This is a genomic window from Polyangiaceae bacterium (assembly GCA_015075635.1).
Classification (GTDB): domain Bacteria; phylum Myxococcota_A; class Polyangia; order Polyangiales; family Polyangiaceae; genus JADJKB01.
Genome location: JABTUA010000001.1, coordinates 505,000 through 522,089, shown reverse-complemented (window position 1 = coordinate 522,089; position 17,090 = coordinate 505,000). Strand labels below are relative to the sequence as shown.

General features: G+C 69.5%; 15 protein-coding genes. 7 read left to right on the top strand and 8 right to left on the bottom strand.

Annotated elements, in window-relative coordinates:
* Window positions 1-58: 58 nt before the first annotated feature.
* The 4 genes from HS104_02405 to HS104_02390 all read right to left on the bottom strand — a co-directional run bounded on the left by HS104_02405 (window position 59) and on the right by HS104_02390 (window position 7,212).
* Entirely contained in the window at window positions 59-3,628 is a 3,570-nt protein-coding gene (locus HS104_02405; GenBank protein ID MBE7478830.1) for a hypothetical protein, read from the bottom strand.
* Between the two features lie 124 nt (window positions 3,629-3,752).
* Window positions 3,753-5,615, bottom strand: coding sequence for a sel1 repeat family protein (locus HS104_02400; GenBank protein MBE7478829.1), 1,863 nt, complete (start codon window positions 5,613-5,615; stop codon window positions 3,753-3,755).
* Between the two features lie 859 nt (window positions 5,616-6,474).
* Entirely contained in the window at window positions 6,475-6,981 is a 507-nt protein-coding gene (locus HS104_02395; protein MBE7478828.1) for a nucleotidyl transferase AbiEii/AbiGii toxin family protein, read from the bottom strand.
* 3 nt (window positions 6,982-6,984) lie between these two features.
* Window positions 6,985-7,212, bottom strand: coding sequence for a hypothetical protein (locus HS104_02390; protein ID MBE7478827.1), 228 nt, complete (start codon window positions 7,210-7,212; stop codon window positions 6,985-6,987).
* 142 nt (window positions 7,213-7,354) lie between these two features.
* Between HS104_02390 and HS104_02385 the strand changes: the two genes are divergently transcribed.
* The 3 genes from HS104_02385 to HS104_02375 are packed head-to-tail and all read left to right on the top strand — an operon-like array spanning window position 7,355 to window position 8,618.
* Window positions 7,355-7,507 carry a hypothetical protein gene (locus HS104_02385; GenBank protein ID MBE7478826.1) on the top strand — a complete coding sequence of 51 codons (153 nt, stop codon included), beginning with the start codon at window positions 7,355-7,357 and terminating at the stop codon, window positions 7,505-7,507.
* Between the two features lie 20 nt (window positions 7,508-7,527).
* Window positions 7,528-8,445 (top strand): SUMF1/EgtB/PvdO family nonheme iron enzyme, encoded by a 918-nt coding sequence (locus tag HS104_02380; protein MBE7478825.1) that lies wholly within the window; start codon window positions 7,528-7,530, stop codon window positions 8,443-8,445.
* A gap of 14 nt (window positions 8,446-8,459) precedes the next feature.
* Entirely contained in the window at window positions 8,460-8,618 is a 159-nt protein-coding gene (locus HS104_02375; GenBank protein MBE7478824.1) for a hypothetical protein, read from the top strand.
* A 5-nt stretch (window positions 8,619-8,623) separates the two neighbouring features.
* On the opposite strand, the gene HS104_02370 is transcribed toward HS104_02375, so the two are convergent.
* Together HS104_02370 and HS104_02365 are read right to left on the bottom strand one after the other, a co-directional pair.
* Window positions 8,624-10,021 (bottom strand): hypothetical protein, encoded by a 1,398-nt coding sequence (locus HS104_02370; GenBank protein ID MBE7478823.1) that lies wholly within the window; start codon window positions 10,019-10,021, stop codon window positions 8,624-8,626.
* Window positions 10,018-10,617, bottom strand: coding sequence for a penicillin-binding protein activator LpoB (locus HS104_02365; GenBank protein MBE7478822.1), 600 nt, complete (start codon window positions 10,615-10,617; stop codon window positions 10,018-10,020). The genes HS104_02370 and HS104_02365 overlap by 4 nt, the downstream gene beginning before the upstream one ends.
* 111 nt (window positions 10,618-10,728) lie before the next feature.
* Here HS104_02365 and HS104_02360 point away from each other — a divergent pair, with 111 nt between their 5' ends.
* The 4 genes from HS104_02360 to HS104_02345 all read left to right on the top strand — a co-directional run bounded on the left by HS104_02360 (window position 10,729) and on the right by HS104_02345 (window position 14,770).
* Entirely contained in the window at window positions 10,729-11,394 is a 666-nt protein-coding gene (locus HS104_02360) for a hypothetical protein (GenBank protein ID MBE7478821.1), read from the top strand.
* Window positions 11,395-11,494: 100 nt separating this feature from the next.
* Window positions 11,495-12,859: a glutamate--cysteine ligase gene (locus tag HS104_02355; protein MBE7478820.1), complete on the top strand. Its 1,365-nt coding sequence runs from the start codon at window positions 11,495-11,497 to the stop codon at window positions 12,857-12,859.
* Window positions 12,860-12,879: 20 nt separating this feature from the next.
* On the top strand, window positions 12,880-14,031 hold the full coding sequence (locus HS104_02350) for an aminotransferase class V-fold PLP-dependent enzyme (protein ID MBE7478819.1): 1,152 nt from the start codon (window positions 12,880-12,882) through the stop codon (window positions 14,029-14,031).
* Between the two features lie 7 nt (window positions 14,032-14,038).
* Window positions 14,039-14,770: a hypothetical protein gene (locus tag HS104_02345; GenBank protein MBE7478818.1), complete on the top strand. Its 732-nt coding sequence runs from the start codon at window positions 14,039-14,041 to the stop codon at window positions 14,768-14,770.
* Between the two features lie 3 nt (window positions 14,771-14,773).
* On the opposite strand, the gene HS104_02340 is transcribed toward HS104_02345, so the two are convergent.
* Together HS104_02340 and HS104_02335 are read right to left on the bottom strand one after the other, a co-directional pair.
* A complete protein-coding gene (locus HS104_02340) occupies window positions 14,774-16,594 on the bottom strand; it encodes an OPT/YSL family transporter (GenBank protein MBE7478817.1) in 1,821 nt (606 codons plus the stop codon).
* Between the two features lie 41 nt (window positions 16,595-16,635).
* A complete protein-coding gene (locus HS104_02335) occupies window positions 16,636-17,076 on the bottom strand; it encodes a hypothetical protein (GenBank protein MBE7478816.1) in 441 nt (146 codons plus the stop codon).
* Between the last annotated feature and the right edge of the window lie 14 nt (window positions 17,077-17,090).

Below are 17,090 nucleotides of genomic sequence, written 5' to 3'. Positions count from 1 at the left end.
GCGGCGACTCCGCCACGGACTTCGGCAGCGAGATCTACGTCGTCGCGTTCTGACGAGGTCACCTCCGCCTTCCGAGCGCGAGCGGCAACACGATCGGACGAGGCCGCTCGCTCTCGGGTCCGTTCTTGCGGGTGGGCGCGCCTCGGAACTCGTCGATCAGGTGGTAGTCGGCCTTGTAGTTGTCGGCCAGCCACTCCTCGCACTCGCGGCTCTTGTCGTCCCAGTACTGGTACTCGACCGAATACGAGAGGCAGGTGTCGTAGGCGGAGCGCGCCACGAGCTTCTGTGGCTCACTCATCCGATCGAGCTCGGCGTAATACGCCGCACGAAGCTCCGGGTCGCGCCGGATCGCGTCCGGGATGGGCGCCGCGCGAAACTCCTTCACGAACGTGCCCCACATGTGTCCGACCCGCGCCCCCGAGGCGATGACCCAGCGAGGCGGCGCGGCGGGCGAAAGGTTCGCGACCTTCCGGTACTCGACGCTGGCGTCCTCGATCAGCGGGCGCTTGGCCTGCACCCAGGCCTTCACCTTGGTGGCGACGTGCTCGCGCACGGCCTCCTTGGTGCCGGGACCCTTGTAGACGGGGAAGCGCAGCGCATCGACCCGCGCCTTCTTCTGCTCGGCGAAGAAGAACTGCGCCTCCCCCACCGCCTCCAGCGCCCTGCCCAGCTTGCGCTCGGCGACCTGGCTGTCCGGCTCGGTCGCGCGGATCTCCTGGGCGGCGCGCTTCGAGTCCGACCAGAGGGCCAGCACCCGCTGATACTCCCGCGCCGCTGCGACTGCCTGTCGCTGCTCGACGAGCGCGCGGCCGAGGAGCGCGTGCGCCAGCACACGCACGTCCAGGCCGGCCTGCTTGTCGATCAGGCCCATCGCGGCGGACAGCCGCTTCCTGGCCTCGTCCCACTTGCCGCGCTCGCCGAAGCTCGCGGCGACCGCGAAGCGCAGCTGTGCCGTCCTGGCCGGGTTCTTTCCACCGAACCAGCGCTCGTAGCGCTCGGCGTTGGCCAGCGCGCGCTCGGGTGCGCCCAGGCCCAGGCGCAACACCGCGGCGTCGAACAGCGCCTGATCCGCGTCCGGGCCGCACCTCGACTTCTGGCAGATCCTGTCGACGTAGAGCTCGTAGTGATCTGCCGCTCGATCGTAGACGGCGATGGCCTGATAGTTGGCGCCGGTGTCGAAGATGGCGCGCAGGGCGTGCTCGGTATTCGCCAGGCCGTAGCGCGGGTCGAGCAAGACCGCCCGGGCCTGCATCGCCTTCGCCAACAGGCGCGCGGCCTGGTACGCCCGCGCCAGATTGGTCAGGATCTCGGCGGCGCCGTCGCACTGCTTCGGCTTTTCGCCCTTCGCGAGCGGACCCTCGCAGTGGCCGCGCCAGAGCGCGAGGTAGCCGTCGCCGGCCTGGGTGTAGAGGGCGATGGCGGCGCTCGAGCCCGAGGGCAGCGCGTCGGCGCGCCGGACCAGCTGCTCCAGGCGCGTGCGCTCCACGCCGATGGCGACCCGGGCAAGGACCTCGCACTGCTCGGCGTCCACGTCCTTGCGCGAGCTCTTGCAGTAGAGCGCGGAGAGCTTCGGCACGTCCCTGGCCATGTCGTCGATGCAGCTCGCCCGCGGCGGCTCGGCGCGCGTGGCGAGCACGTTCAGCGCTTCGAGGTAGAGTTGCGCGGCGTAGATGCCGGCCTCGTGACTCGCGTGCTCGAGCGCTACGTGGCGGAAGGCGATCGCGGCCTCCTCCCAGTGCTGCGCCTCGTAGTAGGTCCGAGCCCGCGCGAGCTCGACCTCGACGTGCTGATCGACGCCAGCCTGGCCGGGATCGACCCAGCACAGGTAGCGATCGAAGGCGGCGAGCATGCGGCGATCGAGGGCACCGAGGGGCTTGGGAGCCAGCGTCTGCCAAGCAGGACCCTGGCTGGAGCCCGGACCGAGACCGCGTCCCTCCCGGTCCGATCGGCCCTTCCGTGCCTGATCCCTGAGCTTCTGATGGCACAGCAGGCTGGCGTAGGCCGCCTCGCTCGCGTCCGCGCCCTTGGGGTTGTCCTGGAACACCTCGTCGAAGGCCTTCGCACAGTCGTCCCAACGCCCCCGGGCGTAGTAGAGGTCGGCGCGCGCGTAGGCGATCTTGCCCAGGGTCGGCCAGTCTTGTCGCACGAAGCGCGGGAAGGTGAAGCGCGCGAAGTCCTGCTTGGCGAAGCTCGCCAGGATCTTCGCGTAGAGCTCCGCGGCTCGGTCCAGGGTGCGCGGGTCGTTGGTGCCGCGCACGCCACCCGAGCCCACCGCCTCCAGGTGCCAGGCCATGGCGGTCTCGCTCATCAGCTCGGCGGTCTGGTTCGCGCACGCGAGCTTCGTGGCGGCGGGAGCGTCGCTCTTGTCGAGCTTGTCGCGCTCGCCCAATAGCCGCGACAGCTCCCGGCCGATCGCGTCCTTGTCCGAGCTCTTCTGGGCCTGGGTCGCGAGGGTGACCTGACCCTGGTAGTGGCACTCCCGCGGTCCGGGGTTTCTCCGGGCGAGCTCCCGGTACAGCGTGACCGCCTCGGCGTAGCGCCCGATGTCCAGGTACGCGACGCCGAGCTCTTCGAGCAGCGCGAGCGTCTCCGCGCCGGCCAGCGGCTCGAAGAACGAGAACGCGCGCTCCGCCGCGCCGCTCGCGGCGTACACCGCCACGCTGTCACGACGGGCCGACCGGCCGAGCGCCCGCGCGTTGGGCAGCGAAGCGTAGCGCGTCCCCCACTCGATCACCGCCTTCAGCTCACTGAGCGCCCGAGGCAGGTCGGCTTGGTTCCAGTACACGTACGCCAGTTTGTGACGCGCGATGCCGTACACCGCGTTGCCAGGAGGAGGGTACTTGGCGGCTTCGCGGTACGCCTGCTCGGCCAGGGGCCACTTGCTCGGGTCTCCGATGGCTTCGTGGAAGAACAGCTCGCCGAAGGCCAGGTACGCCCGCGGCACGTAGCCGCTCTTCGGAGCCTTCTCGATCAGCTCGAGGTAGACCTTGCGCGCCGAAGCGGCGTCCCCCGCCTGCTCGTGCTCGTACGCCAGGTAATACAGCACCTCGTCGAGCTTCGCGTAGCTCGGGTGGTCGGCCTTGATGGCGCGGTACTGGCGGATGGCGTTGGCGCGAGCGGAGAGCACCGTCTTCTTCGCTCGCGCCGCTTCGGCGCGCGCCTTGGCCGTGGCCTTCGCGTTCTTGGCCTTGTGGCGCGCGATGTCGCGCTCCGCCTGGTCGCCCGCCGCGCGCGCGACCGCCTCGATCTCCGCGTAGTCGTCGGCCAGACGCTTCTGGAGCTGGAGGTGATCGGGGCTCTTCTTGCTCGTCCGCTTCAAGAGACGCTCGAGCCCGTGCGTTTCTTGGATCAGGAGCGACAGCGATCGCAGCTTCTTCTTGGCGTTGCGCGCGTCGCGATCGTCGGGGGGCACCGGCGGCGGAGGCGGGGGCTTTTCAGCTGCCTTCTTCGGAGCCGGCAGCGACTTCATGCTGACTGGAGCGCGCGCGCCGGCCCGCACCTTCTTGGCCTCGGCGGGGCAGCTCGTGAGCGCCGCGCTCGCCTCCGGACCCAGGCATTGACTCGCGCGCGCGCTGCTCGACAGCCCCGCGAGCGTTAGGCACACGCCGAAGACACACGTCCACTTCATCGCACGACCTCCGGTCTCCTCGGACCGCCGCCGAGCCGTTGTTCGTTCTCGGCGGGTTGGAACCCCGGAGCGCGCGCGTTCTTGGGCGGCTCGGCGGAGCGCCGAGCCCTTCGAAGGCCGAGCCTCAGCGCAGCGGGCCGAGCTTGGCGAGCTCGCAGCCCCAGGCGTCGCCCATGCTGCAGCCGAGCTTGACCAGCTTCTTGGCTTCCTCGCGCTTGCCCACGCCCCAGAGCACCACGCCGAGGCCCGTACAGTCTCGCGCCGTCCCCGCCTTGCAGGTCTCGGCCCAGGTCTGAACCGCGCCGTCGGCCATCTGCATGTCGACCTTGTACTTGTCGCCGTACAGCTCGTTGCGCAGGATGCAGGCCAGGAGCTCACCCGAGTTCGACGCGGCGCCCGCCTTGACGCTCAGCTCGCAGGCCTTCTGGAGCTCGGCGCCCGACCGCTTCGAGTCCTTCTTGCGACCGCCCAGGTCGTACATCAGCGCGATCCCTTGCACCGCGCAGGCCGAAGGATGGGCGTCGCAGGCGCGCGAGTAGATCTCCGCAGCCAGCGCCGCGTTCTTCTGCACGCCGCGACCGAACTCGACCATGTAGGCCAGGTTCGTGCACCCGGTCGGGACGTTGCCGTCGCAGGCGCGCTTGAAGAGCTGCACCGACTTGCGCTCGTCTTGGGTCAGGCCGCCGATCCCGCCGAGCATCATCACGCCGAGATCGCTGCACGCATGCTCGTCGCCGCCGTTGCAGCCCAGCTCCAGCAGCTTGACGCCCAGCGCCGCGTCCTTGTTCACCCCCATGCCCCACAGCGTGGAGCGCCCCGCGTTGCTGCACCCCATCGCGACGCCGTCCTTGCAAGCCGCCGCGTAGAGCTGCACCGCCTTGCCTTCGTCTTTGGCGACGCCGTTGCCGTTCTGGAGCATCACTCCCAGGTTGTAGCAACCGTTGCCGAGGCCGCCTTGGCACGCCTTGGCGAAGAGCTTCACGGCCTCGGTGGCGCTCGCGCTCACCCCTTGACCCGAGACGAACATGTTCCCGAGCGTGTCGCAGCTCTCCATGCTGCCGCGCTCGCACTGCACGCTGCAGTCCCGCACGTCTCCGAGCTTGCAGGCGTGGGGCAGATCCGCGGTGGGCTTGGTGCACTTGCCCTCGGCGAAGACGAACCCCTGGGGACAGACCTCGGCCTCCGAGGTCAGCTTGGCCTCGATTGCGGGCTTGTCGGCTGCGGGCTTGGTCGAAGCGCCTTCGTCCAGGCGCACCAGCTCGAGCCGGAGCAGCGCGCCGCACTGTGGCGGCGGACCGTTGGCGTCGGGGGAAGCCTGACGGCACGCCTCCAGCGCGCCGTCGATGCTCTGGAGCTGCTTGCTGTCCTTGAAGCTCGCGGAGACGCCGGCGCCGAAGACCTCGGCAGCGGTGCGGGCTTGCCCCTTTGCGGCGCTGCGCAGCGCGAAGGCGCCGATGGTGGCGCCGCGCACGAAGTGAGATGCGCCGGCACAGCTGCCCTTCAGATCCTTGCGCGAGGCGTTCGCCCAGGTCGTCTTCTTCTTGCCGACCATGATGATCGCGATGTCGATCTCGCTGCTCTTGCCCAGCTCGGCGCCCAGGCTGGCCAGGATGCCGATGCCGCCGGCGGGCAAGTTCGCCTTCACCTCGTCGGCGCTCTGGAGCTTGATGAGCTGCTCCTTGGTGTTCACGCCGATGAAGCCGTAGCTGCCGTCGATGTGGCAGTCCTTGAGCAGCCGGAGCCCGTTCGCGTCGTAGCCCACCACCGCCACGCCCTCGCGCATGGCCACCTCGAGGTCGCCGCGATGCTCGGGCTGCCAGTCCACGATCAGCGGGTGGCCCTTGGCCTCGATCACGTAGACGGCCTCGGATTTGCGGATGTCCGCCACGCTCGGACCGGATGCCCCGGGCCGGTTCGGGTCGGGACATCCGCCGAGGAAGAGCGCGGCGAGGGGCAGGGTGAGCAGGTGATACTTGTCGCGAAGCATGACCGCGGAGGCTAACTCGAACGCGCGCGAGGAGGCTAGTCCCTAGCGCGCGGCTCGTGCGCCGGTGACCAGGGCGCCCGACCGATCGTTCAGTTCGACACCGTCGGGTTCACCACGCCGAAGCCGCCCTTCCGGAGCGTGATGCGCTGACTCTTGCCGAGGCTGCGCGCGCCGAGCCACACCGTGTGCGTGCCGGGCTTCACCCAGACGCGGCCGAAGGCCACCCGCGCCGGCAGCGTGGACCAGCTGCGCGTGTCCGCGTGTCGGCTTCTCCTGCCTCCCCTCGCGTCGCTTCGCTCCGCGGTCCCCTCCTTAGCCGGTGAGCGCGAGCAGGAAGGTCCTGGCAACTCTCGCAGCGTCGCTCCTCAGGCTCGCGCTCACGCGGCTGGAGGGGACGCGTCGCTCTGCACCCGGCGACGATTCCGGGCGGATCTGCTGAAGGTGCGACGCGATGCTCGGTCACTATGCGCTCGGCACCTGCTGGACACCAAGATCTCGTCGGGAGCGTGCAGGAATGGACGGCGGAGTGTGAGACGCCCGGGAAGGGCTGTGCGATGCACGGCTTTGGCTCGATGGCCGTGACTGCCGTGACCTGCGATCCCGTCGTCCCGCCGGCGCACGATGTGTCGTACGACATCGGCTTCCGTTGCTGTGCTGACGTCGAGACGCAGTAGACGGAGCCGGGACAGCGGAAGTCGATCCGGGCCGCTGGGCCGCCCGCGCCCTCGAGCTCGACTCGAACGGCGCCCGCATCATCGGCGGTGGGGCGGGTACGACCGAAGAGTACACGCGCGCGCTGGTCGAGGAGCTGACGGCGCTGCACCCGTCGATTCCGGCGTCGCGCTGACGCTTCCGGGGTTCACCCGGACTCGCCGCGGAGACGCTCGAGGGCGGCCCGCAGCACGGCTGCGTCCGCCCGGTCGCGGTCTCGCATTCCCTGCTTGGTCAGGAGCAGGCCCGCGAGACCGAGCACCGGAATGGCAACCCCATCGACCTCTCGCGCTTCGATGTGCGGAGCCAGCTCCTCCCACCCGTGGCCACACGCGGCCGGCATCACGTCCACCGTGAACTCGTCGTTCACCCGGATGGCATACGGACCCTCGTCGACGAACAGGCGCTCCTGGCCGGCGAGGTCGCGCGCGGCATGGTCGGGGAGCTCCGAGAGCGCCGCTATCCATCGCCTTGCGTTCTCGGGTGACGGATCGACGAGCACGTCGACGTCCTCCGAGAAGCGCACGAAACCGTGGGCCGCGATGGCGTACCCGCCGATCAACGCCCAGGCGACCCCGTGCTTCGCGAAGAGCTCTGCCAAGCGAATCACGTCCTCCCAGGTGGCCGGACGTGTGAAGCGCTCGTCGTCAGCCAAGGATCACCGCTGGTTCTCGACGACCGCATCGACCGTCCAGCGCTGCCGGTCGGCGTTGGCTTCCTCGTGACTTTGGTAACGAAAGATGCCCTTCGGTGCGCGGGTGCGGTAGCGGGCCATGCGCGTCAAAGCGTCCCGTGCGGCCGGCGAGGGCGGCTGTCCGATGGGTGCCTGGCTCCGACGGCCGACGACCCGGATGAAGGTCTCCTCGTTCAGCGGATCGCGAATCACGCACCAAATCTAGCACGCCCCGCGGCGACTCGCTCAGTGCAGCGGTTGCGCGTGGGTGCCACGCGTTATGCCAAGCGCGACGAAGCTCATCGTCTGGGTTCCTAGCGTCCTGGGAGGTAGCTATCAGGGATTTCATCCCATCGTGGTCGGCGTCGCCGACATGACGGGCGACGGCAAGTCCGAAATTCTGGTTGTCGAGCCTGACAGCATGACCATCAATTGGATCACGTCCGAATCCGGATACACCAGCTTCCAGACGCGGACGATCGGCACGCAACGCGCGGTAATCCTGTAATGCATGGGAGTGAGCTCGACATGGCACACAAGAACCTCCTACTCATTCTCGCTTGCGCAGTCGTCGCGACGGCCTGCGGCAAGACCGGCGCGGACCAGGTGAAGGCGGAGCCCCTGCCCGACGCGCAGGTCGATGCGCCGAGTGACGCGCCGCCTCCCGATGCGAAGTCGGACGTTGCTCCACAGACCGCGTGCACGAAGGCGCTGCACGGGGCGAAGCTGGTGAAGCTCGCGACCAAGGCCGGGCTCGAGTACTGCATGGATCAGCGCGAGGTCACCGCCGGCGAGTATTCGGAGTTCATCCAAGCCAAGGGTGGCGACACGTCGGGCCAGATCGCCGCATGCGACTGGAACGTCGAGTGGATGGCGCCCTTCGTCAAGCCGGACGCCTCGGAGGTCGTGGAGGGGGAGTGCGACGCTCGCGGCTACGACCCGGTGAGCTTTCCCAATCGGGCCGTGGGATGCGTGGACTGGTGCGACGCGACCGCGTACTGCGCGTGGGCGGGAAAGCGCCTGTGCGGCCAGGTCGGCGGTGGAATGGGCACGACGCAGACCATGAGCGACCCCGACCAGAGCGAGTGGGCCAACGCCTGCACGGTCCAGGGGTCGAGTAAGTACCCCTGGGGCGACAGCTACACCGCGGGACGCTGCATCGACGCCGTCGCGATTCAGCAGAAGGGGCCCGCGGCGCGGGACGTCACCGACGTGTCCGGCAGCCTGTGTCATGGCGCGACCGGCGCCTTTGCGGAGATCTACGATCTCGTGGGGAGCGTCCAGGAATGGACGGCGGAGTGTGAGACGCCCGGGAAGGGCTGTGCGATGCACGGCTTTGGCTCGATGGCCGTGACTGCCGTGACCTGCGATCCCGTCGTCCCGCCGGCGCACGATGTGTCGTACGACATCGGCTTCCGTTGCTGTGCTGACGTCGAGACGCAGTAGACGGAGCCGGGACAGTGGAAGTCGATCCGGTGCGCTGGGCTGCTCGCGCGCTCGAGCTCGACTCGAACGGCGCCCGCATCATCGGCGGCGGAGCGGGTACCACCGAAGCGTACACGCGCGCGCTGGTCGAGGAGCTGACGCCGCTCCACCCGTCGATTCCGGCGTCGCGCTGACTCGCTCAGTGCAGCACCGTCAAGTTCACCACACCGAAGCCGCCCTTCCGGAGCGTGATGCGTTGACTCTTCCCGACGCTGCGCGCGCCGAGCCACACGGTGTGCGTGCCGGGCTTCACCCAGACGCGACCAAAGGCGATGCGCGCCGGCAGCGTGGACCAGCTGCGCGTGTCCGGCGTGTCGGCGGCGACCATGGTCGCCTGCGTGCCCAGGCTGAGCAGCATGCCCAGCGCGCCGCCGCCGGAGCCGCGCCGCACGACCTCCCCCGCCGCGACGCGTGCGATGAGCCGGGTGATGGCGCTGGCGACCACCGCACCCTTGGCGTTCTCCCAGGCGCGCTCGGCCTCCCGATCCACCGCGACGATGCCCTCCAGCCGCTGCCAGCTGCCGTCGAGGGCGAACTCCGGTACGTCGTACTTGCCGCGCGCCTTGCCGAGCTCCGGGTAGTTCACCCAGGTGACCAGGCCCTGGGCCGCGAGCGCGCTCGCGCGCTGTCGATCGTGCGGGGCGAGATCGCCGGAGACCCAGGTCAGCGCCAGACCGATGGGCACGCGTTTGGCGACCTTCGCCGGTACGCGCCCGAAGCTCACGATCACCAAGAGCTCGGCGAGCTCGCGCTTGTCCGGTGCAGCCGGCTTCGGCGGCGGCGCCTGCTCCGCCTCCTCTTCCTCGCCCTCGGCCGGCGGCTGGGGCGGCGGTGTCAGCGTCGGATCCTGCTCGCCCAAGATGGCGCGGATGCGCGGCGAGCGATAGCTCGCGCTCTCCGCCAGGCGCTTCACCGGCTCCTCCAGCGAGCGGTAGCTCCCGTACTTCAACGCCTCGTCGTAGTAGCGCAGCGCCTCCTGCGCGCGGCCGCTCTTCTCGAACACGAAGCCGGCGAGGTAGCTGCCCGCACCCACCAGGCTCTCGCTCGGGTCCTTGCGGTCCGCCAGGTACTTCTGCATCACCGCCAGGCGCCGCGCCTCGATGCGCCCGCCGGAGAGATCGCCGCGCACCAGGTAGTTCACCATGTTCATGGTGTTGATCATCAGCTTCTCGTAGGCCGGGGCACGGTAGGGTCCGGTGTCGTCCGAGAACAGGTAACGGCCCAGATCCGCGGCGGCGCCGCCCGACAGGTCCAGGATCTCGATCTGCTTGTCGGCCGTCTGAAGATCGCGGCTGGAGAGCTCGTAGCGATCGAGCTGTTGCAGCACCATGGCGCGATCGAGCACGAACAGGATCTTGTCGCCTCCGAGCTCCTTGGGCAGCTGCTCCGCGCGATCCACCTCGAGCGCTTCGTTGTAGAGCTCGAGCGCGCGCTTGGGCTGCCCGGCGTCCAGGGCGCTGCGGGCCTCCTTGGTCTTGTCCGAGTGGCTCGCGCAGCCCGCGAGCACGAGCGCTGCGACGGCGAGCCAGAGCTTCACTTCACGATGGCCTTGGTCAGGCTGGTCTTGTTCTGGAACAGGATGGCGCCGGTCTCCGCGTCCAGCACCTGCAAGAACAGGAAGTACTGCACGCGCCGCTCCTCGTCCTGCCGCTCGTCGGCGCTGAACACCTTGCCGGTGACGAAGTATTTCGCGCCGATCTGCTTGCCCCAGCGGGCCACCGCCGCGGGGTCGAAGGCGTCGGAGTACTGCCGGCGCACCTCCTCGACGATCTGCGGCTGGCGCTCCAGGCTCACCACCTGCACGTGCCCCGCGTTCACCAGCGTGGTCTCGATGTCGCTGAGCAGCGAGTCGAGCGCCGCGTCCACGTGCTCGCTGGTCTCGTTGCGGAGCGGCATCACCGCCAGCGTCGGGCGGTTCTCCTTCTGCCAGCGCTGGATCACCGCCGAGCTCTGCATCGCCTTCATGTTTTCTTGCAGCATCTTCTGAAGGTCGCGCTTGTCGAGGCCGGTGCTCATGGCTTCGTCGTCGAGCCCCTCGACTTGCTCGCCGCGCACGGCTTGCGGGCCACCGCAGGCGCCGAGCGCGAGACAAGAGAAGCAGGCGAAGAAAAGTCCGAGGCGAGCGAGCGTCATGGCTGAAGCTTGATACCGACCGGCCACGGGGAAAAGACCCGCGTTCACGCAAGGCTTGCGGGGCCCGTCGCGCCCGTTGATTCGCCGCTTCGTTCTGCTAGACCGGACGCCATGAGGCTCGCGCTCACGCTGGGCATTTCGTGCTGTGTCGCGCTCGCGGCAACCCGGGCGCTGGCGGAAGAAGCACCGAAGATCGACCTCCGAGTCGAGGAGCAGGCGCCGCCCGTGCAGCGTTCGTACCACGTCCACGACGGCTTCTACCTGCGGGTGAACCTGGGCGTCGGCGCGCTGGGCAACGACTACGATCTGGGACCGGGCTCCGCCGAGTCCCACGGCGGCAGCTTGGCGCTCGACGTGCTCGTGGGCGGCACGCCCAGCAAGGGCTTGGCGCTCGGCGGCGCGCTGCTCAACGAAGCCGGCGTCTCCCACAGCGTCGAGGTGCGAGGCCGCTCCCTCGGCGACACGAACGTGAGCTTCTCGCTGCTCGGCCCGTTCGTGGATGGCTTCTTCGATCCCAAGGGCGGCTTCCACATGGGCGCTGCGGTCGGCTTCGCCGCCCTCGCCGTCGAGGACCTGAGCGGCGAGGACGAGACCGACACGCTGACCGGCTTCGGCGGCGCTGCTTGGGCCGGGTACGACGCCTGGGTCGCGGACGAGTGGGCCATCGGCGGGCTGGTCCGCGCAGGCGGGGCCATCACCAAGAAGAGCGACGACGCCGGCGACATCACCGCGTCCACGTTCTCGCTGGGCCTGATGCTCTCCGTGCTCCATCACTGAGCAAGCGTCGGGTGTCTTGCCGGGCATCCGGCTTCCATGCTCGTCTCGCTTGCGGGCTCTGCGTGTGATACTCGCCGTGCGATAAAGCCGTATCCGCGCCATGGGCAAGATCGACCAAGACCCCGCCGCCGACCGCCCCGTCCGAGAGCTGGACGAGCTGGAAGAGGTGTTCCGTTCGGTGGAGAAGCCCAGGTCGGAGTGGCGCGTCGGCATCGAGGTGGAGAAGTTCGGCGTTGGCTCCCTCGACGGGCACCCGCTGCAATACGAGGGCGAGCACGGCGTGCTCCGGGTGCTCGAGGCGCTCGCTGCGCACGGCTGGGCCCCGCAGAGCGAGCACCCGGGCGGACCCGTCATCTCGCTCGAGCGTGAGCTGGCGTCGATCACGCTGGAGCCGGGCGCGCAGCTCGAGCTGTCGGGCGCTCCGGCGGAGAACATCCACCAGATCTGCGCCGAGCTCCGCGGCCACATGCGCGAGCTCGAGGAGATCAGCAACGAGATGAGCCTGTGCTGGCTGGGCGTGGGCTTCCACCCGCTCGCGCGGCAGGCAGAGCTGCCCTGGGTGCCCAAGCAGCGCTACGGCATCATGCAGCGCTACCTGCCCACGAAGGGCGCGGGCGCCCTCGACATGATGCGGCGCACGGCCACGGTGCAGGCCAACCTCGACTTTTCGGACGAAGCCGACGCCATGGCCAAGCTCTACGTGGGCCTGGTGTTGGCACCGCTGATCAACGCCATGACGGCGAACTCTCCGTTCAAGGAGGGCAAGCTCGCCGGCAAGAAGAGCGTGCGCGGCGAGGTCTGGCTGAACATGGACCCGAGCCGCTCCGGCTTGATCCCGTCCCTGTGGGGCAAGCCGGAGCTCCGCTATCGCGACTACGTGGAGTGGGCGCTCGACGCGGGGATGTTCCTGTTCAAGCGCCAGGGGCAGGTCGTGGCGAACACCGGCCAGACCTTCCGCGACTTCATGCAGAACGGGTTCGAGGGGCACCGCGCCAGCTACGCCGACTGGAAGCTCCACGTGAACACGCTGTTCCCGGAGGCGCGCATCAAGAGCACCTTCGAGGTGCGGCCCTGCGACTCGCTGCCCACGGATCTCGCCTGTTCGGTGCCCGCGCTCTACACGGGGCTTTTGTACGACGAGGCGGCGCTCGCGCGGGCGCGGGCCTTCGCCGCGACGTTCACGCTCGCCGAGGTGCAAGCGGCGCGTCCCGACCTGGTCCGACTCGGGCTCGGCGCCAAGATCGGGCAGCGCTCCGCCCGGGAGCTCGCCGTCGAGCTCATCGACATCGCGATGAGCGGGCTCGCGGCCCGGGCCCGCCAAAGCTCGTCGGGGCAGGACGAGCGCGTCCACCTGACGAAGCTCCAGAAGCTGGTCGAGGCAGGCCGGTCGCCGGCGGATCAGCTGCTGGAAGGGCTCTCCGACTCGGCGACCCCGAGCGAGATCCTGGCGCGGTGTCGCGCCTGAAGCGCTAAGCTCGCCGCGCCATGACCGACGAGGCGCGCCTGCTCGCCCTGCGCGGCGAGTTCCCCACGCTCGCGAAGAAGACCCACCTGATCAGCCACTCCCTGGGGGCGATGCCGCGCCGCGCGCGCGCCCACGTCGAGGCCTTCCTGGATCAGTGGGAGAACGACTCCATAGAGGCTTGGAGCCGACACTGGTTGCCTCAGGTCGAGGCGGTGGGCGATCTGATCGTGAAGGTGCTCGGTGTGGAGGCCGGCTCGGTCGTGGTGAACCAGAACGTCTCGACGGTGCAGGCGATGGTGGCCTCGTGCTTCGACTTTTCGCCGCCGCGCAACAAGGTCGTCTACACCGACATGAACTTCTCCACCGTGGACTACGTGTGGCAGGAGCAGCGCCGGCGCGGCGCCGACGTGGTGGTCGTGAAGAGCGACGGCGTCCACGCCCCGATGGAGGAGCTGCTCACCGCCATCGACGAGCGCACCCTGCTCGTGCCGGTCAGCCACGTTCTCTTCCGCTCCAGCGGCGTGAAGGACGTGCGCGCCATCGTGAAGAAGGCGCACTCGGTCGGCGCGCTGGTCCTCTTGGACGTGTACCAGAGCGCCGGCACCATCCCGCTCGCGCTCGCCGAGTGGGGCGTGGACATGGCCTGCGGTGGCAGCGTGAAGTGGGCCTGCGGCGGCCCGGGCTGCGCCTACCTCTACGTGAGCCCGAAGCTCCGCGAGTCGCTGCGCCCGGCCAGCACCGGCTGGTTCGGCCACGCGCGTCCCTTCGCCTTCGAGCCCGGCCCCATCACCTACGCGGACAATCGCTGGCGTTTGGTCGGCGGCACGCCCGCCATCCCGGCGTTGTACAGCGCGCGCGCGGGCTGGGAGACCATCCTCGAGGCCGGCGTGGAGAACATCCGCGAGAAGTCGCTGCGGCAGACCACGCTGCTGCGCTCCCTGGTGCGCGAGCGCGGCTTCAAGGTGAACACGCCGGAGAAGGACGACGAGCGCGGCGGCACCATCTGCTTCGATTTCGACGGCGCTGAAGCCGTGAGCAAGGCACTCCTCGCGCGGGACATGCTCCACGACTACCGCCCGCGCTGCGGCATCCGGGCGAGCCCGCACTTCTACACGACGGACGAGGAGCTCGAGCGCTTCGTCCGCAGCATCGACGAGATCCGGAAGCAGTGAGGTAGACATGCGTGTTTCGAGCGTCTTGGTAGTCGGGTGCTTCTTGGCCACATTGGGCGCCTGCGGGGGCTCCGGCTCGAGCGGCGGCGTCTCGGGCGCCGGCGGTGGTGGAGGTGCCGGCGGCGGCATGGGCGGCGGCCCGAGCGGCGGCGGCATGCCGAGCGGTGGCGGCATGCCCGGCGGTGGCGGTTTACCGGGTGGCGGCGGCGCGCCGAGCGGCGGTGGCGGCGGCAGCGGCGGCGGTTCGTGCGCGCCGGCGCCAGGCGACTACGGGACCTACCTGCTCACGTTTTCGACACCGCTCAGCCCGGACAAGCCGTTCCTGTTCGTGTCGGACGTGTCGGTCGAAGGTTCGCCGCCGAAGCTCGTGCTGACGGTCACGGCGCTGGACGCCTACGATCGCAAGACGCCGGCCGGCAGCGCCGTGGGGTTGTCCGGGAACCTCGGCGCCGACGGCTCCTTCTCGGCTGGAGTCGTCGGGCTCACGCTGCCAGGGAACGCGAACCCCATCTCCGGAAGCGAGGTCCAAGCGGACGTGACCTTGACCGGGAAGCTCTGCGGCCAGGAGGCCTTCTATTGCGGGACCGGTTCCGGGCAGCTCACCCAGCCGCTCAGCTTCGACTTGACCGGCTCGACCTGGACGCTGGACGAGTACGTCGGGAGCAATCCTCCGAACCCGCCGCTCATCGACTGCAACAAGACGCCGGCCGGTCCAGCTCCACAGTCGCCCTCGCCCTGAGCTTCAGCCGCCCAGCATCTTGTGCAGCGCGATGCCCACGCCAGTGAGGCTCTCGCCGGCGATGAAGCCGCTCGCCAGCACGATCAGGAAGCGCTCCGCCCAGGTCGGGCTGCGCTTGCCGACGAGCAGCGCGAGGCTCGCGCCGAGCAGCATGGACAAGCCCTGATAGGCCGGGATGACGAAGCCAAGACCCATACTCGACGGGCTCGGCACCCACTTGGCGAGCGCCGGCGGCAGCCGCTTCTCGAGGATCGCCAAGACGATGCCGGCGACCGCGCCGATCCACATCGCCGTCAGCGCGCCGGGCGGCATCGCCGCCAGGCCCTTCGCGAACAGCTCCGCCACCGCCTTCCAGGAAGCGACGGCGGGTGCCGGCCACTCGTCGGTGAGCAGCATGGTCTTGGCGTCCCGCACCAGCACCAGGTACGCCGCCGAGCCGATCAGCGCGCCGCTCAGCGTGCCGAAGAACTGCGCGATCGCCTGCCGCCGCGGGGACGCTCCGAGCAGGAGCCCGGTCTTCATGTCGTGCAAGAGGTCGCCGGTCTGCGAGGCCGCGCCTCCGGTCACGTTCGCGCTCATCAGGTTGGCGGCGAGTTTGCCGGGCTGGATGACGCCGAACATCAGCTGCGTGACTTTGCCCATGGCGCCCACGGGCGTGACGTTTGTCTCGCCGGTCACGCGCCCCGTGACGATGGCCAGGACGAAGGTCAGGAGCACGCCGAGCACCGCGGTCCAGGCGGCGATGGCGAAGAACGTGACCTGGGTGAAGGTCGCGAAGAGGGTCACCACGACCAGCGCGCCCAGGAACCATTTCATCGGTACGACGTCGGTGAGGCGCGAGCCCGCCGCCGCCACCTCGGTCTCGTCCTGCTTGCCCTTCGAGCCCGGCAAGAATGCCCGCACCATGGAGCGCCAGGAGAAGGCCAGGGAGGTGAGCGACGAGGTGACCATCATCGCCACCCCCGGCCAGAGCAGCCAGGACAGGAGCGGCGTGTACCAGGGCTTGTCGGCGATCTTCGGCGTGGGCAGCGCCCAGCCGTGCTCGAGCACGTAGGGCCCGAGCACGCCGTAGGCGACGACCGAGCCCAGGAACAGCGAGGCCGCCGCGCGGAACCCCACCAGCACGCCGACGGCGGCCATCAGCGGCGAAGGATCGATGGCGAAGCCCAGGTTGGTCAGCGAGACCTTGGCGATGCCTTTCGCGGCCACCGGCGCGGGCGCGGCCCAGGCGATGGGCGGGGCCCACTTCGGGATCTTCGCGTATTCGACCACCAGCGCGCCGGCGCTGGCGAGCACCGCGCCGATGCCCAGCACGCGCACGCGCGCCATGGCCTCCTTGCCCTTCGCGTAGATCTGTTTGAGCGTCTCCGCCGATGCCATGCCGCCGGGGAACGGCAGCTTGTCCACCACCAGGAGCTGGCGGCGCAGGCCGATGCCGGCGACGATTCCCACCAGCATCACGCTCGTCGTCCAGGCTGCCAGCACGTGCCACGAGTACTGGTAGCCGGTCATGATGGTGAGCGCGGGGATGGGCGCGACGAGGCCCGCGGACGACACGGCCGCCGCCGCAGAGGCCGAGGTCTGGTTCAGGTTGCACTCGAGGATGGTGAACTGCCGCGCACCCGCCACCTGGAGCCCCTTCCACAGCGCGAAGCCGAGCAGCGCCGCGGTCACGCTCATGTTCATGCCCCAGCCGATCTTCAGCCCCGCGTAGATGTTGCAGACCGACAGCACGCCGCCGAGCAGCATGCCGGTCAGGACGGCGCGGAGCGTGAGCTCGCGCATGTCCGCCGGGTGGATCGGCGCCTCGCTGGGGGTCGTCATGGGGAACCTCGGGCCGTAGCCGAGATCGGGGCCCGAGTCACTCAGCGTCCGCTACAGCGATCCACGTCGAGCTCGCTCTTGGCCCTGGCCACGCAACGCGCCTCGCTCTGCGTGGTGTCGCGGGACAAACACTCTTCACCCGCCTCGCGCACCCGCGCCGCGAACGCCGGGCTCTTCAGCAGGGCCTGGCGCCGGGCCTCCAACTCTCGGCGCTCCTCCGGATCCTCCGCCTCCTTCACCGCCAGCTCCAGCGCCAGCTCCTCGATGCGTCGCGCGGCGGCCTGGCACTCGGCCTTGCTGGCCACGCTCTCGGCCGGGAGCTGCCCCTGCTCGGAGCGAGGCTCCGCGACGCCCCGCGCCCCCACGGTCCCATCGGCGCCGCCGTGCTCGGTCCAGTCGCCGAGGATCTTCTGAGGATCCTCGGCCTCCTTCGTGGGGCAGCCCATGACCGCCAGGGGCAGCAGAAAGATCCAGGCCTTCATCCCGTCCGGCAAGG